The 17,662-nt window shown below is 42.7% G+C and carries 14 protein-coding genes; 8 read left to right on the forward strand and 6 right to left on the reverse strand.

Features of this window, described 5'->3' with window-relative positions:
- Position 1 precedes the first annotated feature (1 nt).
- From minD to yihG, 4 genes are all read right to left on the reverse strand, one after another.
- The gene (minD, locus tag AAEY78_RS02335) at positions 2 to 814 is read right to left on the reverse strand and encodes a septum site-determining protein MinD (protein WP_352336986.1); all 813 of its coding nucleotides are present in this window, start codon (positions 812 to 814) and stop codon (positions 2 to 4) included.
- 359 nt (positions 815 to 1,173) lie between these two features.
- Complete coding sequence (gene minC, locus AAEY78_RS02340; RefSeq protein ID WP_502943615.1) at positions 1,174 to 2,094, reverse strand: septum site-determining protein MinC; 921 nt, start codon at positions 2,092 to 2,094, stop codon at positions 1,174 to 1,176.
- Positions 2,095 to 2,470: 376 nt separating this feature from the next.
- Positions 2,471 to 3,559, reverse strand: a complete 1,089-nt coding sequence (locus AAEY78_RS02345) for a hypothetical protein (RefSeq protein ID WP_352336988.1) — start codon at positions 3,557 to 3,559, stop codon at positions 2,471 to 2,473.
- Between the two features lie 248 nt (positions 3,560 to 3,807).
- Entirely contained in the window at positions 3,808 to 4,773 is a 966-nt protein-coding gene (gene yihG, locus AAEY78_RS02350) for a 1-acylglycerol-3-phosphate O-acyltransferase, YihG family (protein WP_352336989.1), read from the reverse strand.
- Between the two features lie 495 nt (positions 4,774 to 5,268).
- On the opposite strand from yihG, the gene AAEY78_RS02355 reads away from it, so the two are divergent.
- From AAEY78_RS02355 to AAEY78_RS02380, 6 genes are all read left to right on the forward strand, one after another.
- Positions 5,269 to 5,922: a YiaD family glycine zipper/OmpA-like lipoprotein gene (locus tag AAEY78_RS02355; protein ID WP_352336990.1), complete on the forward strand. Its 654-nt coding sequence runs from the start codon at positions 5,269 to 5,271 to the stop codon at positions 5,920 to 5,922.
- Positions 5,923 to 6,295: 373 nt separating this feature from the next.
- On the forward strand, positions 6,296 to 7,732 hold the full coding sequence (locus AAEY78_RS02360; protein WP_352336992.1) for an imelysin family protein: 1,437 nt from the start codon (positions 6,296 to 6,298) through the stop codon (positions 7,730 to 7,732).
- Between the two features lie 308 nt (positions 7,733 to 8,040).
- Positions 8,041 to 9,690, forward strand: coding sequence for a di-heme oxidoreductase family protein (locus tag AAEY78_RS02365; protein WP_352336993.1), 1,650 nt, complete (start codon positions 8,041 to 8,043; stop codon positions 9,688 to 9,690).
- A gap of 152 nt (positions 9,691 to 9,842) precedes the next feature.
- Positions 9,843 to 10,985 (forward strand): imelysin family protein, encoded by a 1,143-nt coding sequence (locus tag AAEY78_RS02370; RefSeq protein WP_352336995.1) that lies wholly within the window; start codon positions 9,843 to 9,845, stop codon positions 10,983 to 10,985.
- A gap of 128 nt (positions 10,986 to 11,113) precedes the next feature.
- Positions 11,114 to 12,523, forward strand: coding sequence for a DUF1513 domain-containing protein (locus AAEY78_RS02375; protein WP_352336997.1), 1,410 nt, complete (start codon positions 11,114 to 11,116; stop codon positions 12,521 to 12,523).
- A 48-nt stretch (positions 12,524 to 12,571) separates the two neighbouring features.
- Positions 12,572 to 13,237, forward strand: a complete 666-nt coding sequence (locus tag AAEY78_RS02380) for a M48 family metallopeptidase (RefSeq protein ID WP_352336999.1) — start codon at positions 12,572 to 12,574, stop codon at positions 13,235 to 13,237.
- A 48-nt stretch (positions 13,238 to 13,285) separates the two neighbouring features.
- Here the strand turns inward: AAEY78_RS02380 and AAEY78_RS02385 are convergent, their stop codons facing one another.
- The gene (locus AAEY78_RS02385) at positions 13,286 to 14,197 is read right to left on the reverse strand and encodes a hydrogen peroxide-inducible genes activator (RefSeq protein WP_352337001.1); all 912 of its coding nucleotides are present in this window, start codon (positions 14,195 to 14,197) and stop codon (positions 13,286 to 13,288) included.
- Positions 14,198 to 14,506: 309 nt separating this feature from the next.
- Between AAEY78_RS02385 and ahpC the strand changes: the two genes are divergently transcribed.
- Entirely contained in the window at positions 14,507 to 15,073 is a 567-nt protein-coding gene (gene ahpC / locus AAEY78_RS02390) for an alkyl hydroperoxide reductase subunit C (RefSeq protein ID WP_352337003.1), read from the forward strand.
- A 213-nt stretch (positions 15,074 to 15,286) separates the two neighbouring features.
- Here ahpC and AAEY78_RS02395 read toward each other — a convergent pair whose 3' ends face one another.
- A complete protein-coding gene (locus tag AAEY78_RS02395) occupies positions 15,287 to 15,535 on the reverse strand; it encodes an HP1242/YdcH family protein (RefSeq protein ID WP_352337005.1) in 249 nt (82 codons plus the stop codon).
- Between the two features lie 480 nt (positions 15,536 to 16,015).
- On the opposite strand from AAEY78_RS02395, the gene ahpF reads away from it, so the two are divergent.
- Complete coding sequence (gene ahpF / locus AAEY78_RS02400) at positions 16,016 to 17,605, forward strand: alkyl hydroperoxide reductase subunit F (RefSeq protein ID WP_352337007.1); 1,590 nt, start codon at positions 16,016 to 16,018, stop codon at positions 17,603 to 17,605.
- Positions 17,606 to 17,662 lie beyond the last annotated feature (57 nt).

Here is a 17,662-nt window from a genome sequence, read left to right on the forward strand (position 1 = left end):
ATTAACCCCCAAACCAGCGCTGTAAGAGACTTTTCTTCTTCACGTCAATATGACGTAGCGGACGCTCTTCCCCTAAGAAGCGAGCGACGATATCGTCATAACATTGACCAGCGACAGAGTCAGTGTAGTGAATCACTGGCTCACCATGGTTTGATGCTTCAAGTACCGAATGACTCTCAGGAATAACGCCCAATAATGGCACTTTTAGAATGTCATTAGAGATGGTTTCAATGCTCATCATCTCGTTTGCCGCGGCGCGCTCAGCATTGTAACGAGTAATGATTAAATGCTCACGCACTGACCCTTTGTTTTCAGCAACCTTTTTGGTTTGGCTTTGCAAGATACCAATGATACGATCAGAGTCACGAACCGAAGAAATCTCTGGGTTGGTGACGATAATTGCCTCATCAGCATGATACATAGCAAGCTGTGCACCGCGCTCAATACCAGCAGGCGAATCACAGATGATATAGTCGAACTCTTTAGACAGCTCAGCCATGACATCCGCCACACCTTCATTGGTGAGCGCATCTTTATCACGTGTTTGGCTGGCAGGTAGAATAAATAGATTTTCTAGCTGCTTGTCTTTTACTAAGGCTTGTGACAGACGGGCATTACCACTGATAACATCGACGAAATCATAAACGATGCGATTTTCACAGCCCATAATCAAATCTAGATTACGTAAGCCCACATCAAAATCGATAACCACAGTCTTGTAGCCACGCAATGCTAAACCAGCGGCAAAAGAGGCACTGGTCGTGGTTTTGCCCACACCGCCTTTACCTGAAGTGATTACAACAATCTTTGCCACAATGGCACGCTCCTATCAATCAATGGGATATCTGTTCAAAAGAACAGCCGGTTTATTATTACAGATGAGGTCTATCTTAACGACGAAATATACGACTAATTTTTTAACTTAAGAGCGGCAAACTGACCGATTCATACGTTTATATAATACGCTAATTTTACCATCAGCACTTGCTCTATGCGCATGCAAGCCTAGCATAAATAATCAAAAATTTATACCATGTCAGTAGCAAACGATAAAAAGCTTTTGAAATAAAGTCGATACCATATGGCAACGCATAAATAAGCTTTATATTACGCTAGTTTCTAGCGCTCTTTTTTTAATCAGTAATGGTTTAATTTAATTGTATTTGACAGTACCTAACTATTATCAATCACTTTAAAAACCAAACCTTGACCCTCTACAAAGCTGACTTGTACCGGCTTATCAATCACGTTTGCTGGTAAGTTATCACGCAAACAATAGGTGCCTGCAACGGATACCAAAGACGGATTAAACATCTGGCAGAAAATGCGAGCGTCTTTATCCCCAGTTGCGCCTGCTACCAAACGCCCTTGTGCGCGTCCGTAAACGTGTAGATTGTTATCAGTAATGGCTTCAGCGCCACTATTAACACTGTTGGCAACAATTAAATCGCCACCAACATGGTTGAGGCTTTGACCTGAGCGCAGCATCTGATCATAAATGAGGCTGGTAATGTGCTCGGCGCTAAGTAATGTTTCGGGGTGATTGGCAACATGATTCGTAGCTGCTTGAGCAGTCGTGCTTTTTGCATTGTCTGCTGCATCATTGTCAGTCGTATTATTTACGGCAGCATCACTTTCAGCACCACTATTTCCCGCAGCATTATTTTCACTAACAGAAGTTGCATCATCTACTGGCGTTTGGCTAAGCTGTGCCGTTGCTTTTTTGCTTGGTAATATGCGCTCAATACGTTTGCCATCAGCTGGAAATATCGCCAGTCTTTGCTCTCGTGCTTGTAGTTCAAGTACACCGGCTAACACGCCAATCGGTTGTAGACCCCAAGACCATAATAAATCTACCAATGCAGATAAATCTTGCTCAATGTCGCTATCGATAACCACAGGAATATTACTGGTTTTATTACTGAGCATACCGGCAAGCTGGCTATCAATTTCGGTCAAATTATCAGTATTGATTTGCAAGCGCGAAAAGGTCAGCATTTTGCCATAAAATGTCATGGCTTGGCTGTTACCTTGTTGAGTGCTGCTTTGATTGCTAGTGCTTGGAATTTGCCTATCTGTATCCGAAATGGTCATTATTTCAGTCCTTAAAAGTTACCTATAATAGAGCGACAATCACGGTGCGGCTGGTGACCGTTTTTGCGATGAACAGTTGTGATGAACAGTAAGATTTGCAATCAGTAGCTAGGTTTGGTTATGTGTATTAGTTAGAAACTAGAGTATCAATATAAGCTATAATCCAGCGCTAAAAACCGATGCTATTATCTTAAGTAAGAAAATGCCTGCCAATGATGAGCAGTGTACTAATAGCCCTTATTATTCACAAGCCCTCACGACTATAAAAGCCAAGTTAAATCAGGCAATATAACAAGTTACTAAAGAGTAATATCAACTATCAATATAGTTAGGCGTAACAGCATGATAAATGGCATCTTAAACCACGACTATTGATTCAAAAATCTAGCAAGTCCTGATGCTTCCATTGTTGGACTTTTATCTGCGCCTCAAACTCAGACAAGCTGTCAGCAATGATATTGGCGATGAGGGTCTCAAGCGCGCTATTGTCAGTATTAATATGCGCGACGCTATGAGCAATACCTGCCATAAGGCTGTCAATACGCTCTGAATCCAGTAGGCGTGCATTGATAGAATGAACGACATTTTCACCAACATTGTGCCCAATTTGCAACAGTTGTGCTTCAATTAGGCCACCAGCAATTGGTATCATGCGCAGCAAGCGGTGCAGCTCAGGCGTATTTTTAAGTCCGTCTTGAATCGCACTGCCCACTTCGCTGGCAAGCAGCTGTCCTGCCACCGACTGACCAGTAAGCTTTTGCAGCTGCGGTGCCAGCTCTTGACGCAACAAAGACAGGAGCGCCGCCTCAATCTCATTCCGATTGCGCCCTATGGTGGATTGAATCAAGGACTGTTGCATTTTAGCGTCTGTCAGCTGCTCGCGATAACTGTGAATCGTGGTTAATATCACCCGATCAGACAGCTCTTCTAATAATAAATTAATATAAAATTTAATCCGATTCAGCCACGGCTGTGGTAAGACTTGATAGCCCAACTGATATAAGCGGCGACCGATAATCACCACACGAAATAAACGCAGGGCACGCAGCTGCGGAAAACAGCCCAGCACCTCATACCAATGCACAAAGGGGAAGAAAAACCAGCGGTAATACACCTGCTGCTTAATCGCCACCGCCCAACGTAATAGCAACTCGATAATCAAAAAGACCGTAAAAAACCCACCAGCGTTACGTAATGGCTCATGCAGTGTAGTCTGATACCATGTTAGCCAATCGCCAATCGTTAACCAATTCGATGCATTAACACTGAAATCACTCATCAAAATCGCATCAATACTAATGAATAGTAAATCAATACTGATGGCAATAATCATCACAATATCATAAGTGAGTTTTAAGCGATTGGGCGCAGGACGCTGCGGCGTTAATAGCGGCTCTTCAGTTTGATTGGGCAAAGGATTGGATTCTATCGGTGAAGTGGCATTATTCGGAGCGGACACAGTCATGCCTTATGATGGTTAGAGATTTGGTAAATTATTGGTCATATCGTCATAAAAAACAACATTACCTATAAGCAGTGCTTCGAGCTAGCTACTATTTCAAGTTAACTACTAATCGTCATTATAAATGAAAAGTTATCAAAAAGAAGATGACAAAAAAACATATAGCAGAGAAGATGCGGGTGTTACTTTCATCTTCTCTGTATCTAGCAAAATAAACAACCGGTCTCTTTATATTAATTTTAAACTAGCATTTATAATACTGCCTCACTCATAGGCGATGCTTCAAAATCTGCTAGCATCTGCGTAATGCGTTTGTCTTTTTGCTGCCATGCCTCATCAAGCCATTCATACAGTTCTGCTTTTACCTCTTCATCAGTGTCATAACTACCGTTTTCAATAGCGGCAAATAACGCCTTTGGCATCTCAATATAGCGTACATCAACCCCTAAGCGTTTGATATTGCCCTTCCATAAATCACCATAAGTGGGCACGCCATCAGGATAAACAATGGTCATATCTAGAATTCCGTCGATTTCCGAGCCTAAGGCATTGATTGCCAATGACCAGCCACCTGCACGCGGTTTTAATAAATGCTGATATGGCGACTGTTGTTTCTCGTGTTTGGCTTTAGTAAAACGTGTGCCTTCTAAATAATTAAGCAGGGTAAAGGGTTTGCTTTTCAGTAGGGAACAAGCGCGCTTGGCTTCTTCGATATCTTGCCCCTTAAGCGCTGGATTTTTAGCAATCGCTTCTTTTGAGTGACGGCGCATCATCGGAAAATCTAAAAAGTAAAAGGCTTGTCCAATCACCGGAATATATATCAGCTCAAATTTAGTAAAAAACCGCGTTAATGGCAAACGGTTTTCACTGATATATTGCATGATACTGGTATCTACCCACGACTGATGGTTGCTCATTAGCAGATACTTACCATCCATATGTACATCGTCAGGCAAAGTAATGCGCCAGTCTTTTTTGGGCAAAATATTATTAATCAGCGCATTGTTACTATGAATCCAGTAATTGGTCACTTTAATCAAGGCATCGTCGGCAACTTGAGCCCCAGTTAAGGTTTTTGCTGCGCCCATCAACCAGATAGGTAGACCTGCGCCCAAACTATTCACTATAATCACACCAGTAGCCGTCGTTAAGGAGGCGACTTTACCCAATTTAGGTGCGCGCTGATGCAGTTTTTGAATGGCAGAGGTCAGTTTCATATTAAATCCTTCTATAGATAACGGTCTAACATGACGATATTAAGCGGTCTCTCACTATAAGTGGAACAGTCCTTATTTAAGCTGAGAGTAACTTTAATTATCTTAAGTTAGGATTTTATTAAAGTTATAGCTTTTAAAAACAAGTTAGAAATGATTTTAGATAATTTTAGCAGAAATCAAGTCTAGTGTACGACTGTAACGTGACTGGTAGTAACATGACTAGTAGTAACATGCTGGCAGTCGCTTTTCTTAAAAGAGGCAATCAGCTTTAATAGGCAAGCATGAATACGAGCATAAATATGAGCGATAGCAAGTTGCCAGATAGATAACTGGTGGATGCCGTAAGATACCCTGCACATCTTATACATAGATGTGACAAAATATTACACAGAGATAGGTTCGGCTTGCGATAATAATATAAGTGTTAAAAACAAATAATAATTTATTCAAACACGATAGTTGTTACATAAAATTGTTTATTAAGAGGAATATATTATGCGTAATAAAATGATAGCTTTAGCCGTTTTATCATCTGTAGCAATAACTGGTTGTGCGGTTGATCCAAGCACAGGGCAACAACGTCTGAACAAATCTGCTATCGGCGCATTAGCTGGTGCGGCAGGTGGTGCAGCGATTTCTAAAGCGACTGGCGGTGATAAGACAGGTCGCGATGCAGCAGTCGGTGGCGTATTAGGTGCTGGTGTTGGTTATTACATGGAGCGTCAAGCTCGTCAGCTTGAACAACAAATGGCAGGTACTGGCGTAACTGTTAAGCCAAATGCTAACGGTAATATCGACTTGGTTATGCCTGGTAGCATCACTTTCTCATTTGATGATGCGACTTTGAATAATTCGTTCAAACCAACGTTGAATAAATTGGCGTCAACGATGAATGAGTATAACCAAAACACGGTAACTATCGCAGGTCACACTGATAGTCGCGGCGAAGATTCTTACAACATGCGCTTGTCACGTGACCGTGCTTATGCAGTTGCTAACTACTTAACAGCGCAAGGCGTTGCCTCTAATCGCATCAATGTTGTGGCTTACGGCGAGTCTCGCCCTATTGGTGATAACAACAGCGAATACGGTCGTCAGCAAAACCGCCGTGTTGAGCTAACAGTTAATGCACCTAATAGCGTACGTTAATACGTAAATGCGTAATAACTGAGTCAATGCTGAATCTGGATAATAGTGAAAGCAGTGACTTAAGTTAGGACGATAGCTATAGATGACATATAGTAGTAGTTAGAGCAAATAGTACTATTTAGAATAAAAGAGAGGTCGGCTATCAGCTGACCTTTTTTTATGGTTAAGTTTTAGCGATATTTAGATAAATCATGCTGGTTAAGAGTGTTAATCGTGCTTTAAAGTATCAACTGAATAAGTAATTATCAATTTAAATTTGATAATCGTTATCAATAACCCTATAATTTACCGCGCTTTTAAAGTGCAGACATAAAGCTATATTTTCTTTTTTTTAATTTATTTTTTGAGTTATCACTGCCTATAAAGGACGCATATGACCATCATCACAGCGACAAGCCGTAAGATATTGCCAACCACTTTAGCAGCTGCGCTTGCTGCCATGTTGATGGTGTCAGGATGTACCAAGCAAGGCTCTGACGATACGCAGGTAGAAAGCACGCAAGGCAGTGCTACTAGCAAGACGCCTGCTGCCGATCAAGCCAATGTCGATCGCTTGTTACTTAGTTATTCAGATATGGCGCAGGCAGCGTATCAAGATTCGCTCGCAACCGCAAAAATACTACAAGCAGCGGTCAATACTTATGTTGATACGCCAACGCAAGCCAATCTTGATGCGGCAAAAGCGGCGTATAAAGCCGCCCGTCTGCCGTATTCACAAACCGAAGTGTTTCGTTTTGATGAAGGCTTTGTCACTGCCAATGACAAACGCACGATTGGCAGTATCGATGGTTGGGAAGGTCAGATAAATGCTTGGCCACTTGATGAGGCGCTGATTGATTACGTTAGCGACAGCTATGAAGGTGAATATAAAGAGAAAGCGAATATCGTTAATAGTGAGAGCATTGCGGTTGGCAGTATCAAGCAAGACACCAAAGATATTACCCCTGAGCTATTAGCAGAGATGAATGAGATTGGCGGTAGTGAAGCCAATGTCACTACGGGCTATCATGCGATAGAATTTTTATTATGGGGTCAAGACACCAATGGCGTGGGCGAAGGCGCGGGTAATCGTCCAGTGAGCGATTATGTGACCACAGAGGGTAAATGTACCAGTGGTGAAACGGTAGATACTGATGCCAGCACGTGCACGCGCCGTGGTCAATATCTAAAGGCAGCCGCTCAGCTATTGGTTGACGACTTAACCGCAATGGTCGCGCAGTGGCAGCCAGAGAGTGAAAATACTTTACGTAGCGACATTATGGCTCGTAAAAACAGCAATGCGCTGCGCCAAATTATGTATCAGATGGGCAGCTTGGCATTGGGCGAGCTTGCCTCTCAGCGCATGCAAGTGGCATTTGTCACCGGCTCTACCGAAGATGAGCATGAGTGCTTTAGTGACTTAACCCATCTAAGCTATGCCAATAATGCGCGCGGTATCCAAAATATCTTTAATGGTAGTTATAAAACAGTAGCCGGCGAAACAATTGGTGGTTATGGTATTAAGCAGTACTTAATTGATACCAATCATAAAGAGGCGGCAGATAAGTTGACCGCTGACTTTAAGCTTGTCGAAGATGCCTTTAATGTCATTGTCGATAAAGGCGAGAAAGAAGGTATTAAAGTCGATCAAATGATTGCCACCGTTGGGCAAGCAAGCAAATTTGGCATTTCAGCAGAAGAGCAAAATATGCGTCGCGGTTTGATTGAAAATGCTATTAATGGTTTAAAAGAGCTAACCAGTGGCATTGAAACAGCAGCAAGTGCCGTCGGTATTGATAACTTAGATGCCGATGCAGGTTCACAGTTTTAGGCATACCATCTTATTTCTGTTTTAGGATATAAATAGATACATTTTTTTTGCTTTGAGTGCTTAATAAGTCGCTATAAGATAATGAGAACGTTTTTCATATCGGAATAATGTAGGTATAATACGCACGTTGTCAATTGATATTGGCAACGTGTTTTTTATGCCGTATTAAAATAGCCTGATAGGTCAGCGATTCGTTTTTATACTCAGCTTAAAGCTAAAGCGGCTGACCTTATCGACTAAAAGTGACTCACTTTGTAACATGCGATTTTAATGGTTCTATAATTTATTAGAACAAAGGTAACTTGTTTATGCCCATCACGACAGCCAAGCGTTCGACTTCTTGTTCTATTCCAACTCGTTCTATTTCTCTCTCTTCTTTTGCCATTAGTCTGTTGTGTATCTTGTCTGTGGTAGGTTGCCAGCCAAAAGATGGTGGTAGTCAACCAGAGCTGCTATCTGCCGAGCGCACCCAAACTGTTGAAACGCTTGCTGGCGTACCGATGCAGCAGCTAGTAACCTTTGACCCGCAAGAGATTAAGCAGGGCGGCGATAGCGGGATTAGTATTATCAGTAGTGAAAGTTACTCCATGCCATCGTCAAACTTGACGGCGTCGCGCAAGGGTGATTTTTTTGTGGGCAATGCCTTTTTTAAACAGCCGTGGGTCGTTGCGCCTGCCAGTACTGATAGCCGTGATGGTTTAGGCGCATTATTTAATGTTGCCGCTTGTCAGTCGTGCCATGTGAAAGATGGGCGCGGTCATGCCCCTATGACGGCTGATGATGATGCCGATAGTTTGTTGATTCGCCTTGCTATGCCAGCGACCACCGATGAGCAACGCCAGCAGTTACAGCAATCCCTTATCGAAAAAGTCGTCCATCCTAACTATGGTGGTCAGTTGCAAGATCGCGGGATTCAAGGCGTGCCAGCCGAAGCGCGTATTAAAATACAGTGGACGGACAAGCCGGTGACCTTTGCTGATGGTCATGTTGAGACGTTACGTGCGCCTACTTTTCATTTGACCAATCCTGGCTATGGCGCGTTTGATGAGGCGATGATGGTGTCGCCGCGTATTGCCTTGCCGATGATTGGGCTTGGACTATTGGATCAAATCCCTGATGCTGATATTAAAAAACAAGCGATTAATAACCAAAAAGCGGCTAATAAAAAGGCAGATAATAAAAAAACGAATAATAGTGGCAATCTGATTCGTGGTAAATTTAATTTAGCCATGGATCCGCAAACTGGCAAAGTTGGGCTGGGGCGCTTTGGCTGGAAAGCGGGGCAAACCAAATTATTAACTCAAAATCAAAGCGCCTTTAACGAAGACATGGGGCTGACTTCCAGTATTCGCCCGCATGAATCGTGTATGCCAACACAAACCGCGTGCCTCAAGGCAACCACGGGTGCGGATGAACAAGGCAATGGCAAACCTGCGGTAGAAGTCAGCGATGATGTGGCAAAGTTTGTAGAATTTTATACGCGCAATCTTGCCGTGCCGCACCGCCGCAATGCCGATGATAAGCAAGTGCTGGCAGGTAAAAAGCGCTTTTATGATATGGGTTGCCAAAGTTGCCACACACCGCGCTATCAGCTGCCAAAGACCAACGATGACCATTTGGAACAGCATGGACAAGTCATTTATCCTTATACTGACTTATTACTTCATGATATGGGTGATGATTTGGCAGATCGTACGATTGCGGGCAAGCTGCCGCCAAAAGATGCGCAAGTGGAGTTTTTAGCCAATTCGTATGAGTGGCGAACGCCTGCATTATGGGGCATTGGGCTGGCGCAAACGGTTGACCCACAAGCCACCTTTCTACATGATGGGCGCGCCCGTACCTTAATGGAAGCGGTGCTGTGGCATGGCGGCGAAGCCATTAAACAACGCGAACAAGTATTAAAACTTGATAAGCAAAGTCGGGCTGAATTAAACGCATTTTTAAAGTCGCTATAGCCAAAATAATCAGGCTGGCAATTTAATAATAACGCTCTATTTTTACCCATTGTTAAACGCATTGTTTAGCGAAAGCACTATCGTAAACTGGCTTAAAAAGGTTATCCGCCTAAAAACCATTTACATTAACCAATAATGATACCGAGAAATTTATGAAAAAAAATCATGTCCTAACTATGGCATTATCGGCACTCAGTGCCGGACTGCTCATTAGCTGCGTAAAACCGGCTGATGACAATAAAGCTGCAAATGCGGATAGCCAAAAAGTTGCACAAAACTCAGCAACGACTGGTAATAAAGGCGCTGAGCAAAAAACTGCCATTACTCCAGTCGAGATTAGCGCTGATGCCCAAAAGACTTATCTTACTCATGTGGCTAATGATATCGTCATTCCAGCGTATACGGATGTCGCAAAACAAAGTGATATCCTCCATGATTTAGCACAAAAAAACTGCCAGCAAGCGCCCGTTAACGGTGCTGAGCTGCAAGCTTTACGCGCGCAGTGGTTGGTATTGGCGCAAGCGTGGGCAAATGCTGAGATGATTAACTTTGGTCCTGCCACCGCCAGCATGAGCAATCTATATATCAATTATTATCCCGATGAGCGCGGATTGGTGCATAGCAGCGTCGCTGAATTGATTGCCGCTAACCCCAACCTCACGCCAACCCAATTGGCAAATGAGAGCGCCATTGTCCAAGGCGTACCCGGTTTGGAAGAAGCTTTGTATGCTAATGAGAGCTTGAATGCAGCTCAATGCGCCTACGTGATAAGTGCCAGCGCCGCATTGAGTACGCGCCTAAAAGAGATTGAGAAGAGCTGGCAGGATAACGCGACAACCTTATTGGCGATTGATAAAACAGCGGATGGTAATAAAGGCTTGAACCAATGGCTCAATTCCTTATTGTCTATGTTAGAAATCATGAAGACCAATGCCATTGATCAGCCATTAGGAATTACAGGTAAAGCCAAAGGTCATTTGCCTGCTGCAACCGCTGGACAAAGCCGCGCTATTATCAATGCGAAATTAGCAGCGCTTAATAGCACCCTGACTGATCCCGTATTGACCGCGATGCTTGGTAGCAATAATGACAGTAAAGTCGGTAATGAATTAGCAACGGCGTTGGCAGATACCACAACATTGCTTGCGCAGATGCCAGAAGATTTAGCAACTGCGGATAAAGCCACCCAGCAGCAGCTTTTTGAGCAGATGACGGCGATTACGCGCATCATCAAGCGCCAGTTGATACCAACACTGGGTATCCGCGTGGGTTTCAATAGTAATGATGGTGATTAAGCTATTAAGCTGTTAATCAGTGAAGTAGCAAATCAGTGAATTATTAACTCAGCTAAGTAGTAAAGTAGTACCCGAAAAAATAATGATATCCGTCCCTAGTGCGTGACGAGAATAAAGGTGGTTATACCATGGCAAAGTCTCCTATTTACGAAGTACTGACCACCGCCGCATTGACAGCGCTGGGCACGGCATCTTTGGTTGGTGTTCACCATTACTATCGCAGACAGACGCAGCCTGATGCACGCTTACAAGATTATGCAGCAGGGCTGACAGGATTAGGCGTTCAGCGTTTCACTGATGCTTATCAGACATATTGTACGCAAAAGACTGCGACAGCGCATATCACTACCATACATCCGCGTCCTGTTTGCTGGGTGAGTGGGGTTGCCGCTATGCCAAAGGCAAGCAAATCAGCGAATCTTCAAGACGATGACAGTGACTTTCATGAAAGCGATTTTGGCGTTGTGGGTATCGATGCCGATCGGCAAATTGTATGGCAAACCACCATGCCAGAACGGGTTCATGACATTGTCGTTCAACCCATTAATAAAGATAGCAGCAATAAAAGTAAAATAAATAAGCGTGACGTTGTCGTGATGGGTCGCCGTCCAAGCGAATGGTTTTGGGTGTTAGATACTGCTAATGGACAAGTAAAGTATGCCATTCAAGCGGCAGTCGATCGTCATTTTTATGGTCATGCGTGTTATAGCTTAGATGGCACCTTGCTCTATGTCACTGAAAATGACACCGTTAATCTGGTGGGCACAATCGGTGTTTATAAGGTTAGTAAAGGCTACCAAAAAATAGCAGAATTTGACGCTTATGGTATTGGTCCACATGAGCTTATCATGCATCCCGATGGCGAAATCTTGATTATTGCTAATGGTGGTATTAAGACGGAAAAAGCATCACGGGAAGAATTAAATTTAGACAGCATGCAACCATCATTGGTTTATCTCAATCGTCATAATGGCGCATTATTAGAGCAAGTAAGCCCTGAGCACAAGCAGATGAGTGTCCGTCATTTAGCCGTCAATCATGATGGTATGGTCGTGATTGGGATTCAATTTCAAGGTGATAAGCATATCAATGTGCCATTGGTGCTGACTCATCATCGTGGCGAAAGTGAACTTAAACCCTTACTGATGCCAGACAATCAATGGCAGCGTTTTCATCATTATATTGCTAGTGTCGCCGTCGATAGTAAGCATAATTTGCTCTGTGCCACTTCACCATTTGGTGGCTGTGCCGCTGTTTTTGACTTAACGACGCGTGCGCTTATCAGTATCAACAATATCCCTGACTGCGCTGGAGTGTCAGCATTGGCGCATAACAATCAAAATGATATTGAACATGCAGGCTTTATAGTGAGCGATGGGCTAGGGCAGTTAACGACACTCAATGTGGTTGATGATTTGATTAATGATATGCCTAGCAATATGTCTCATAATGATAAAAAGTATCCATTATCCAAGCGCACTATTAATAACAGCCAATCCCATGCCATGTCATTTGACAATCATTTACAAGCGCTATAATCGTCAAGACAAACCGCTATAAAGTTATGATAAAGGTCTGAGCGATATATGGACAACATCAGTTTGCCTCAAGGATACAATCATCCCTTATTAGACAATACCGTGCAGCGTTTGGCTCACGCCGATATTAGTTTACACATCACCAAAAAACGCGTTAAAAACATTAATTTCCGATTGAAGCCTTATCAGCTAGTAGTTTCAGTGCCGACATCTATTAGCAACGCTGAATTGGCGCACGCGGTTGAGCGGCGTATAGCGTGGGCATTAACTCATCATCCGCAAGTGATAAAACGTCACCAGCGCATGAGTGAAGAGATCGATGCTCAAGATAGTTTTTTATTATGGGGCGAATTGCAAGCGCATACGCTCAATCAACATGAAAAAATCGCTTATTATCGCCAGCAGTTATCTATTGTGATGCCGGAATTATTTGCAAAATGGCAGCCAATCGTGGGCGCGTATGCCAACGAGACGCGCATTAAAAAAATGCAGACGCGATGGGGCAGCTGCAATACTCGTGCCCAGCGCATTTGGTTATCTGTTTACCTGCCTGCTTACCCTATTGAATGTACTGAGTACGTGATTGTCCATGAATTGTGTCATCTGCATCATGCCAATCACAGTCCTGCATTTTGGCAAACCGTAGCTGCGGCAATGCCAGACTATCGCCAGTGGCATGATATGCTGGCAGGTAAGTCTGGCAAGCTAGATTAAATTGTCATTAGCAATAGTAAAAATTAAAAAATTAAAACATTAAACACATTATTCCGCTGTATTAGCCGCTTCTGTCAGCGCTTGTTTAAAAACTTTACCCAGCAGATTAACATCATCAACCCGTGCATAATTAAGACGGGTGACAAAAGCAATATGACGATGTGGTCCTGCTTCCGCTAAGGGAATAGCAACGGCATTTTGGTTTTGCAAATGCAACTGATTAAGCGCCATTTCTGGCACCAATGTCGTGCCCATATTTGCCAATGCCATCTGAATAAGGGTGTTTAAACTGGCATCCGAAAAGCTTGATTTCATCTGTTCACGGTCAAAATGACACACTGATAACGTCTGGTCGGTCAAGCAATGACCTTCACCAAGCAACATCAGATTAGCCGTTGTCAGCTCATCAGCATTGATGGTTTTAAGGGTTGCATGCACATCGTCTTGTGGGAAAACGGCAAAAAAATCTTCACTCCAAAACTCAAAACTATGCAGACCATCTACCGCATAAGGCAAGGCAATAATTGCTGTATCAATATGACCATAGCGCACCTGCTCTAGCAAGCGCTCCGTTTGCTGCTCAACAATGGACATGCGAAATTCTGGATAATGCTGTCTGAGCGCAGGCAACACTTTCGGTAGCAAATAAGGCGCAATCGTTGGGATAATGCCGACGGTCATTGGATAAGCAAGCGGTATCTGATGACTGTGAGCGCGTGTGGTCAAGTCGTTAATCTCAGAAAATACTCGCTGGGCGCGTGTTAAGATATCTTGCCCAATCGGGGTAATCAATACCTGCTTATTATTACGCTCAAAAATCTGCGTATCCAGCTGTTTTTCTAACTCTGCAATCCCTAGACTTAGCGCAGATTGGGAAATATTACAGTCTTCTGCGGCTCGTTTAAAGTGACGATGTTTCGCCACCGCTAAAGCAAATTCAAGTTGACGTAAAGTTATCATAAGGGCTCTTTTTTATTAAGGTTTTAACAGAATTATCGGGAGTGAATGAGCGTTTAAAAGTGATTTATATTTGGCTGATTCTAATTGGCTAATATCAATAATCAGTCTCGTTGTATGATGAGAAATACTCGTTAGAATAGTTTAACAAGTTTAATAAAACAAAACATCATATTAAAAACTTTTAACTGGATTAACCATAGAATTCACGTATAGTTTGTCAAGTAAGTTATTTAGTCAGCGAACTTTTATATAAACGGTTCGAATGATTGAATAAATTAATACCATTAACCAACAATAAAGGAGCCACTCATGGCGTCTATTATCAATCAAGAAATTCCAGAATTTTCAGCACAAGCATTTGTTAACGGTGAGTTCAAAACCATCACTTCTGACGATGTAAAAGGCAACTGGGCGATTTTCCTATTTTACCCAGCTGATTTTACCTTTGTTTGTCCAACTGAACTTGAAGATATGGCAGCTCATTATGACGAGCTAAAAGGTTTGGGCGTAGAAGTATACTCAGTATCAACAGATACTCATTTCACGCATAAAGCATGGCATGACTCTTCAGACGCCATTGGTAAAGTACAATACCCAATGATTGGCGACCCTACTGGTAAAATCACTCGCGGCTTTAACGTAATGATTGAAGAAGCAGGCTTGGCTGAGCGCGGCACGTTCTTAGTTGATCCAGATGGCTTCATCCAAGTGGCTGAAATTCATGCAGGCGGCATTGGTCGTAGTGCAAAAGACATGCTGCGTAAAGTAAAGGCGGCACAATATGTGCGCGAAAATGACGGCGAAGTATGTCCAGCAGCATGGGAAGCCGGTCAAGCAACGCTAAAACCAAGCCTTGACTTGGTTGGTAAAATCTAAGCAATTGTTCTTAGAGTAAGTGTTAACTGATTTTAGAAATAAGTATTAGAAAAAGACCCCACTAGCCTGTGCTAATGGGGTCTTTTTATGGGCGTATGATTAATAGCTATCAGCAGATATCCATGTAGGTATACCTATAAATACTAGTAGCCATAACGCATTTATAATTATTATTAAAAGTGCTCTTTGCACGTATCGCTAAATAATGCTTTTTTAGGCACTGGTCTTTAAATTGTTATTTTCAAGCGCTTTATAAATGACATCTTTTAGATACAGTTTGCGCCGCTTCATTTGCTCGATTTCTTCTTCTCGGCTGGCATGCAATACCACATCTTTTTCCAGCTGATTGATTTGTTGATCCAGCTGGGTATGCTCATCAAAAATAGTTGCAAAGTGGCTGTCTTTTAGTTTCAATTCAGCGATTGCTTCGCGGTTGTCTTGCCAGGTTTCAGTCTTTCTCATGTGATCATCCTTGTAGTTAAAAAAGGTAATTAGACACAAAGGGTGGATGACGCAGTCTGCCGTCATATGTACCCTCATACTTGAAAAAAGTGTTTTGGCTATTTAATGGTAATGGCTATTTAATCTTAATGATTACAACAGATGTTGCTGGTTAATGAGGCAAATGAGTGTTTTTATTTAACTTAAAAATGCTCACTAGCCTCTATTGAGTGTAGCGAAATAAAATGACTTGCGCTATATCTATCCTAAACAATGCTTATGACTAATTGGCTATATATTAATATAATAATATTTTAAATGAATATTGATTTGTTTTGTAAAACATAGGCTTTAACTATCTGTGCTTGCCGAAATGGTGTTAAGCCTTGATAATAGACCTATTGCAGCAAGGCAGGTCATAATAATTGCCGGTAAAATTACCAATCTTATCAATACCCTTGGTAAAGCTGCGTTACATATTAATAATAATGAGGAACATTTATGATAGACCAAAGCTTATTAGATGCCGTAAAAAGTTATAGTGAGAAAATGTCTCGTCCGATTAGTTTTATTTTGGGTAGTGGCGAGCATGCTAAACGTAGCGAGCTGATTGACTTCTTAACTAAAATTGCCGGTACAACGGATAAAATACAATTTAATGCCCAAGACGATGCATTTATTGATAGCAGTTTGCCAAGCCCGATTAGCTTTGCGGTTCGTAGTCATATTGATGGTGCGCTAACCGATACGGGTATTGTCTTTAGTGGTATCCCGGGCGGACATGAATTTACCTCACTTATTCTAGCGATTTTGCAAGCTGGTGGTCACACGCTAAAACTGGATGAAGGTATTCAAAAGCTTATCAAACGTATTAATAAGCCGCTACAGTTTCAAACCTTTGTATCACTGTCTTGCCATAGCTGCCCCGATGTGGTGCAAGCGCTCAATCAGTTTGCGCTATTAAATGATGGCATTAGCAACGAGATGATTGATGGGGCATTATTCCAAGAGCTGGTCGATGCCAATAATATCCAAGGCGTACCTGCTGTATTTTTAAATGGTAAACCTTTTGCCAATGGCCTAATCGATACGGGTAAATTGATTGATAAGTTGCAAGAGCAATTCCCAGACTTATTAAGCGAAGCCAGTGCTGATGAAGCAGAGCAGTTAGAGCAGCAAGACGTGACGATTATTGGTGCCGGTCCTGCTGGGGTTGCCGCTGCGATTTACACCGCGCGTAAAGGTTTAAAAGTGACCATGGTGGCGGATCGTATCGGCGGTCAGGTGAAAGACACGCAAGATATCGAGAATCTTATCTCGATTCCGTTAACCACGGGCACGACGTTATCGAATAATTTTGTCACTCATTTGCAGGAATACGACATCACGCTAAAACAGAGTGTCAGCGTAAAAGAGATTAGCGAAACTGAAGATGAAAATTATCGTATTCAGCTCAATACTGGCGAGACTTTTACCACGCGCAGCATTATCCTAGCGACTGGCGCACAGTGGCGTAAGCTGAACGTCCCGGGCGAAGAAGAAAATATCGGTAAAGGCGTGGCGTATTGCCCACATTGCGATGGTCCATTCTTTAAAGGCAAAGACGTATCGGTCGTTGGTGGTGGTAACTCAGGTATTGAGGCGGCGCTTGATTTGGCAGGCATCGTGAAGCACGTGACGGTATTTGAATTTGCAGACAGTCTAAAAGCTGACCAAGTCTTAATTAATAAGGCAAAAGAAAAAGCAAATATCGAAATTATCACGGGCGCGGCAACTAAGGAGATTAAAGCCACTGATGGTAAAGTGACCTCTATTGTCTACGAAGAGCGCAGCTCAGGCGAGATAAAAGAGCTTGATTTAGCCGCTATCTTTGTCCAAATTGGCTTAGTGCCTAATAGCGAATTTGTGAAAGGATTTGTTGATTTAAACCGCTTTGGTGAGATTGAGATTGATGAGCGCTGCCGTACCGACCGCAAAGGTATCTTTGCTTGTGGTGACGTGACTACCGTGCCGTTTAAGCAAATTAATATTGCCATGGGTGAGGGTAGCAAAGCGGCACTGTCAGCGTTTGAATATTTAGTGATGCAGTAAAGTTTAAGTAAAGTACTCTTAAGCCCAAACAAAAACCCCGATATTTATGTATCGGGG

This window comes from Psychrobacter sp. 16-MNA-CIBAN-0192 (assembly GCF_040309565.1).
GTDB lineage: Bacteria > Pseudomonadota > Gammaproteobacteria > Pseudomonadales > Moraxellaceae > Psychrobacter.

Excerpts from the sequence above, each read along its gene's own strand:
- minC (WP_502943615.1), bottom strand. The coding sequence starts at position 2,094 with ATGACCATTTCGGATACAGATAGGCAAATTCCAAGCACTAGCAATCAA.
- AAEY78_RS02345 (WP_352336988.1), bottom strand. The coding sequence starts at position 3,559 with ATGACTGTGTCCGCTCCGAATAATGCCACTTCACCGATAGAATCCAAT.
- yihG (WP_352336989.1), bottom strand. The coding sequence starts at position 4,773 with ATGAAACTGACCTCTGCCATTCAAAAACTGCATCAGCGCGCACCTAAA.
- AAEY78_RS02355 (WP_352336990.1), top strand. The coding sequence starts at position 5,269 with ATGCGTAATAAAATGATAGCTTTAGCCGTTTTATCATCTGTAGCAATA.
- AAEY78_RS02360 (WP_352336992.1), top strand. The coding sequence starts at position 6,296 with ATGACCATCATCACAGCGACAAGCCGTAAGATATTGCCAACCACTTTA.
- AAEY78_RS02365 (WP_352336993.1), top strand. The coding sequence starts at position 8,041 with ATGCCCATCACGACAGCCAAGCGTTCGACTTCTTGTTCTATTCCAACT.
- AAEY78_RS02370 (WP_352336995.1), top strand. The coding sequence starts at position 9,843 with ATGAAAAAAAATCATGTCCTAACTATGGCATTATCGGCACTCAGTGCC.
- AAEY78_RS02375 (WP_352336997.1), top strand. The coding sequence starts at position 11,114 with ATGGCAAAGTCTCCTATTTACGAAGTACTGACCACCGCCGCATTGACA.
- AAEY78_RS02380 (WP_352336999.1), top strand. The coding sequence starts at position 12,572 with ATGGACAACATCAGTTTGCCTCAAGGATACAATCATCCCTTATTAGAC.
- AAEY78_RS02385 (WP_352337001.1), bottom strand. The coding sequence starts at position 14,197 with ATGATAACTTTACGTCAACTTGAATTTGCTTTAGCGGTGGCGAAACAT.
- ahpC (WP_352337003.1), top strand. The coding sequence starts at position 14,507 with ATGGCGTCTATTATCAATCAAGAAATTCCAGAATTTTCAGCACAAGCA.
- AAEY78_RS02395 (WP_352337005.1), bottom strand. The coding sequence starts at position 15,535 with ATGAGAAAGACTGAAACCTGGCAAGACAACCGCGAAGCAATCGCTGAA.
- ahpF (WP_352337007.1), top strand. The coding sequence starts at position 16,016 with ATGATAGACCAAAGCTTATTAGATGCCGTAAAAAGTTATAGTGAGAAA.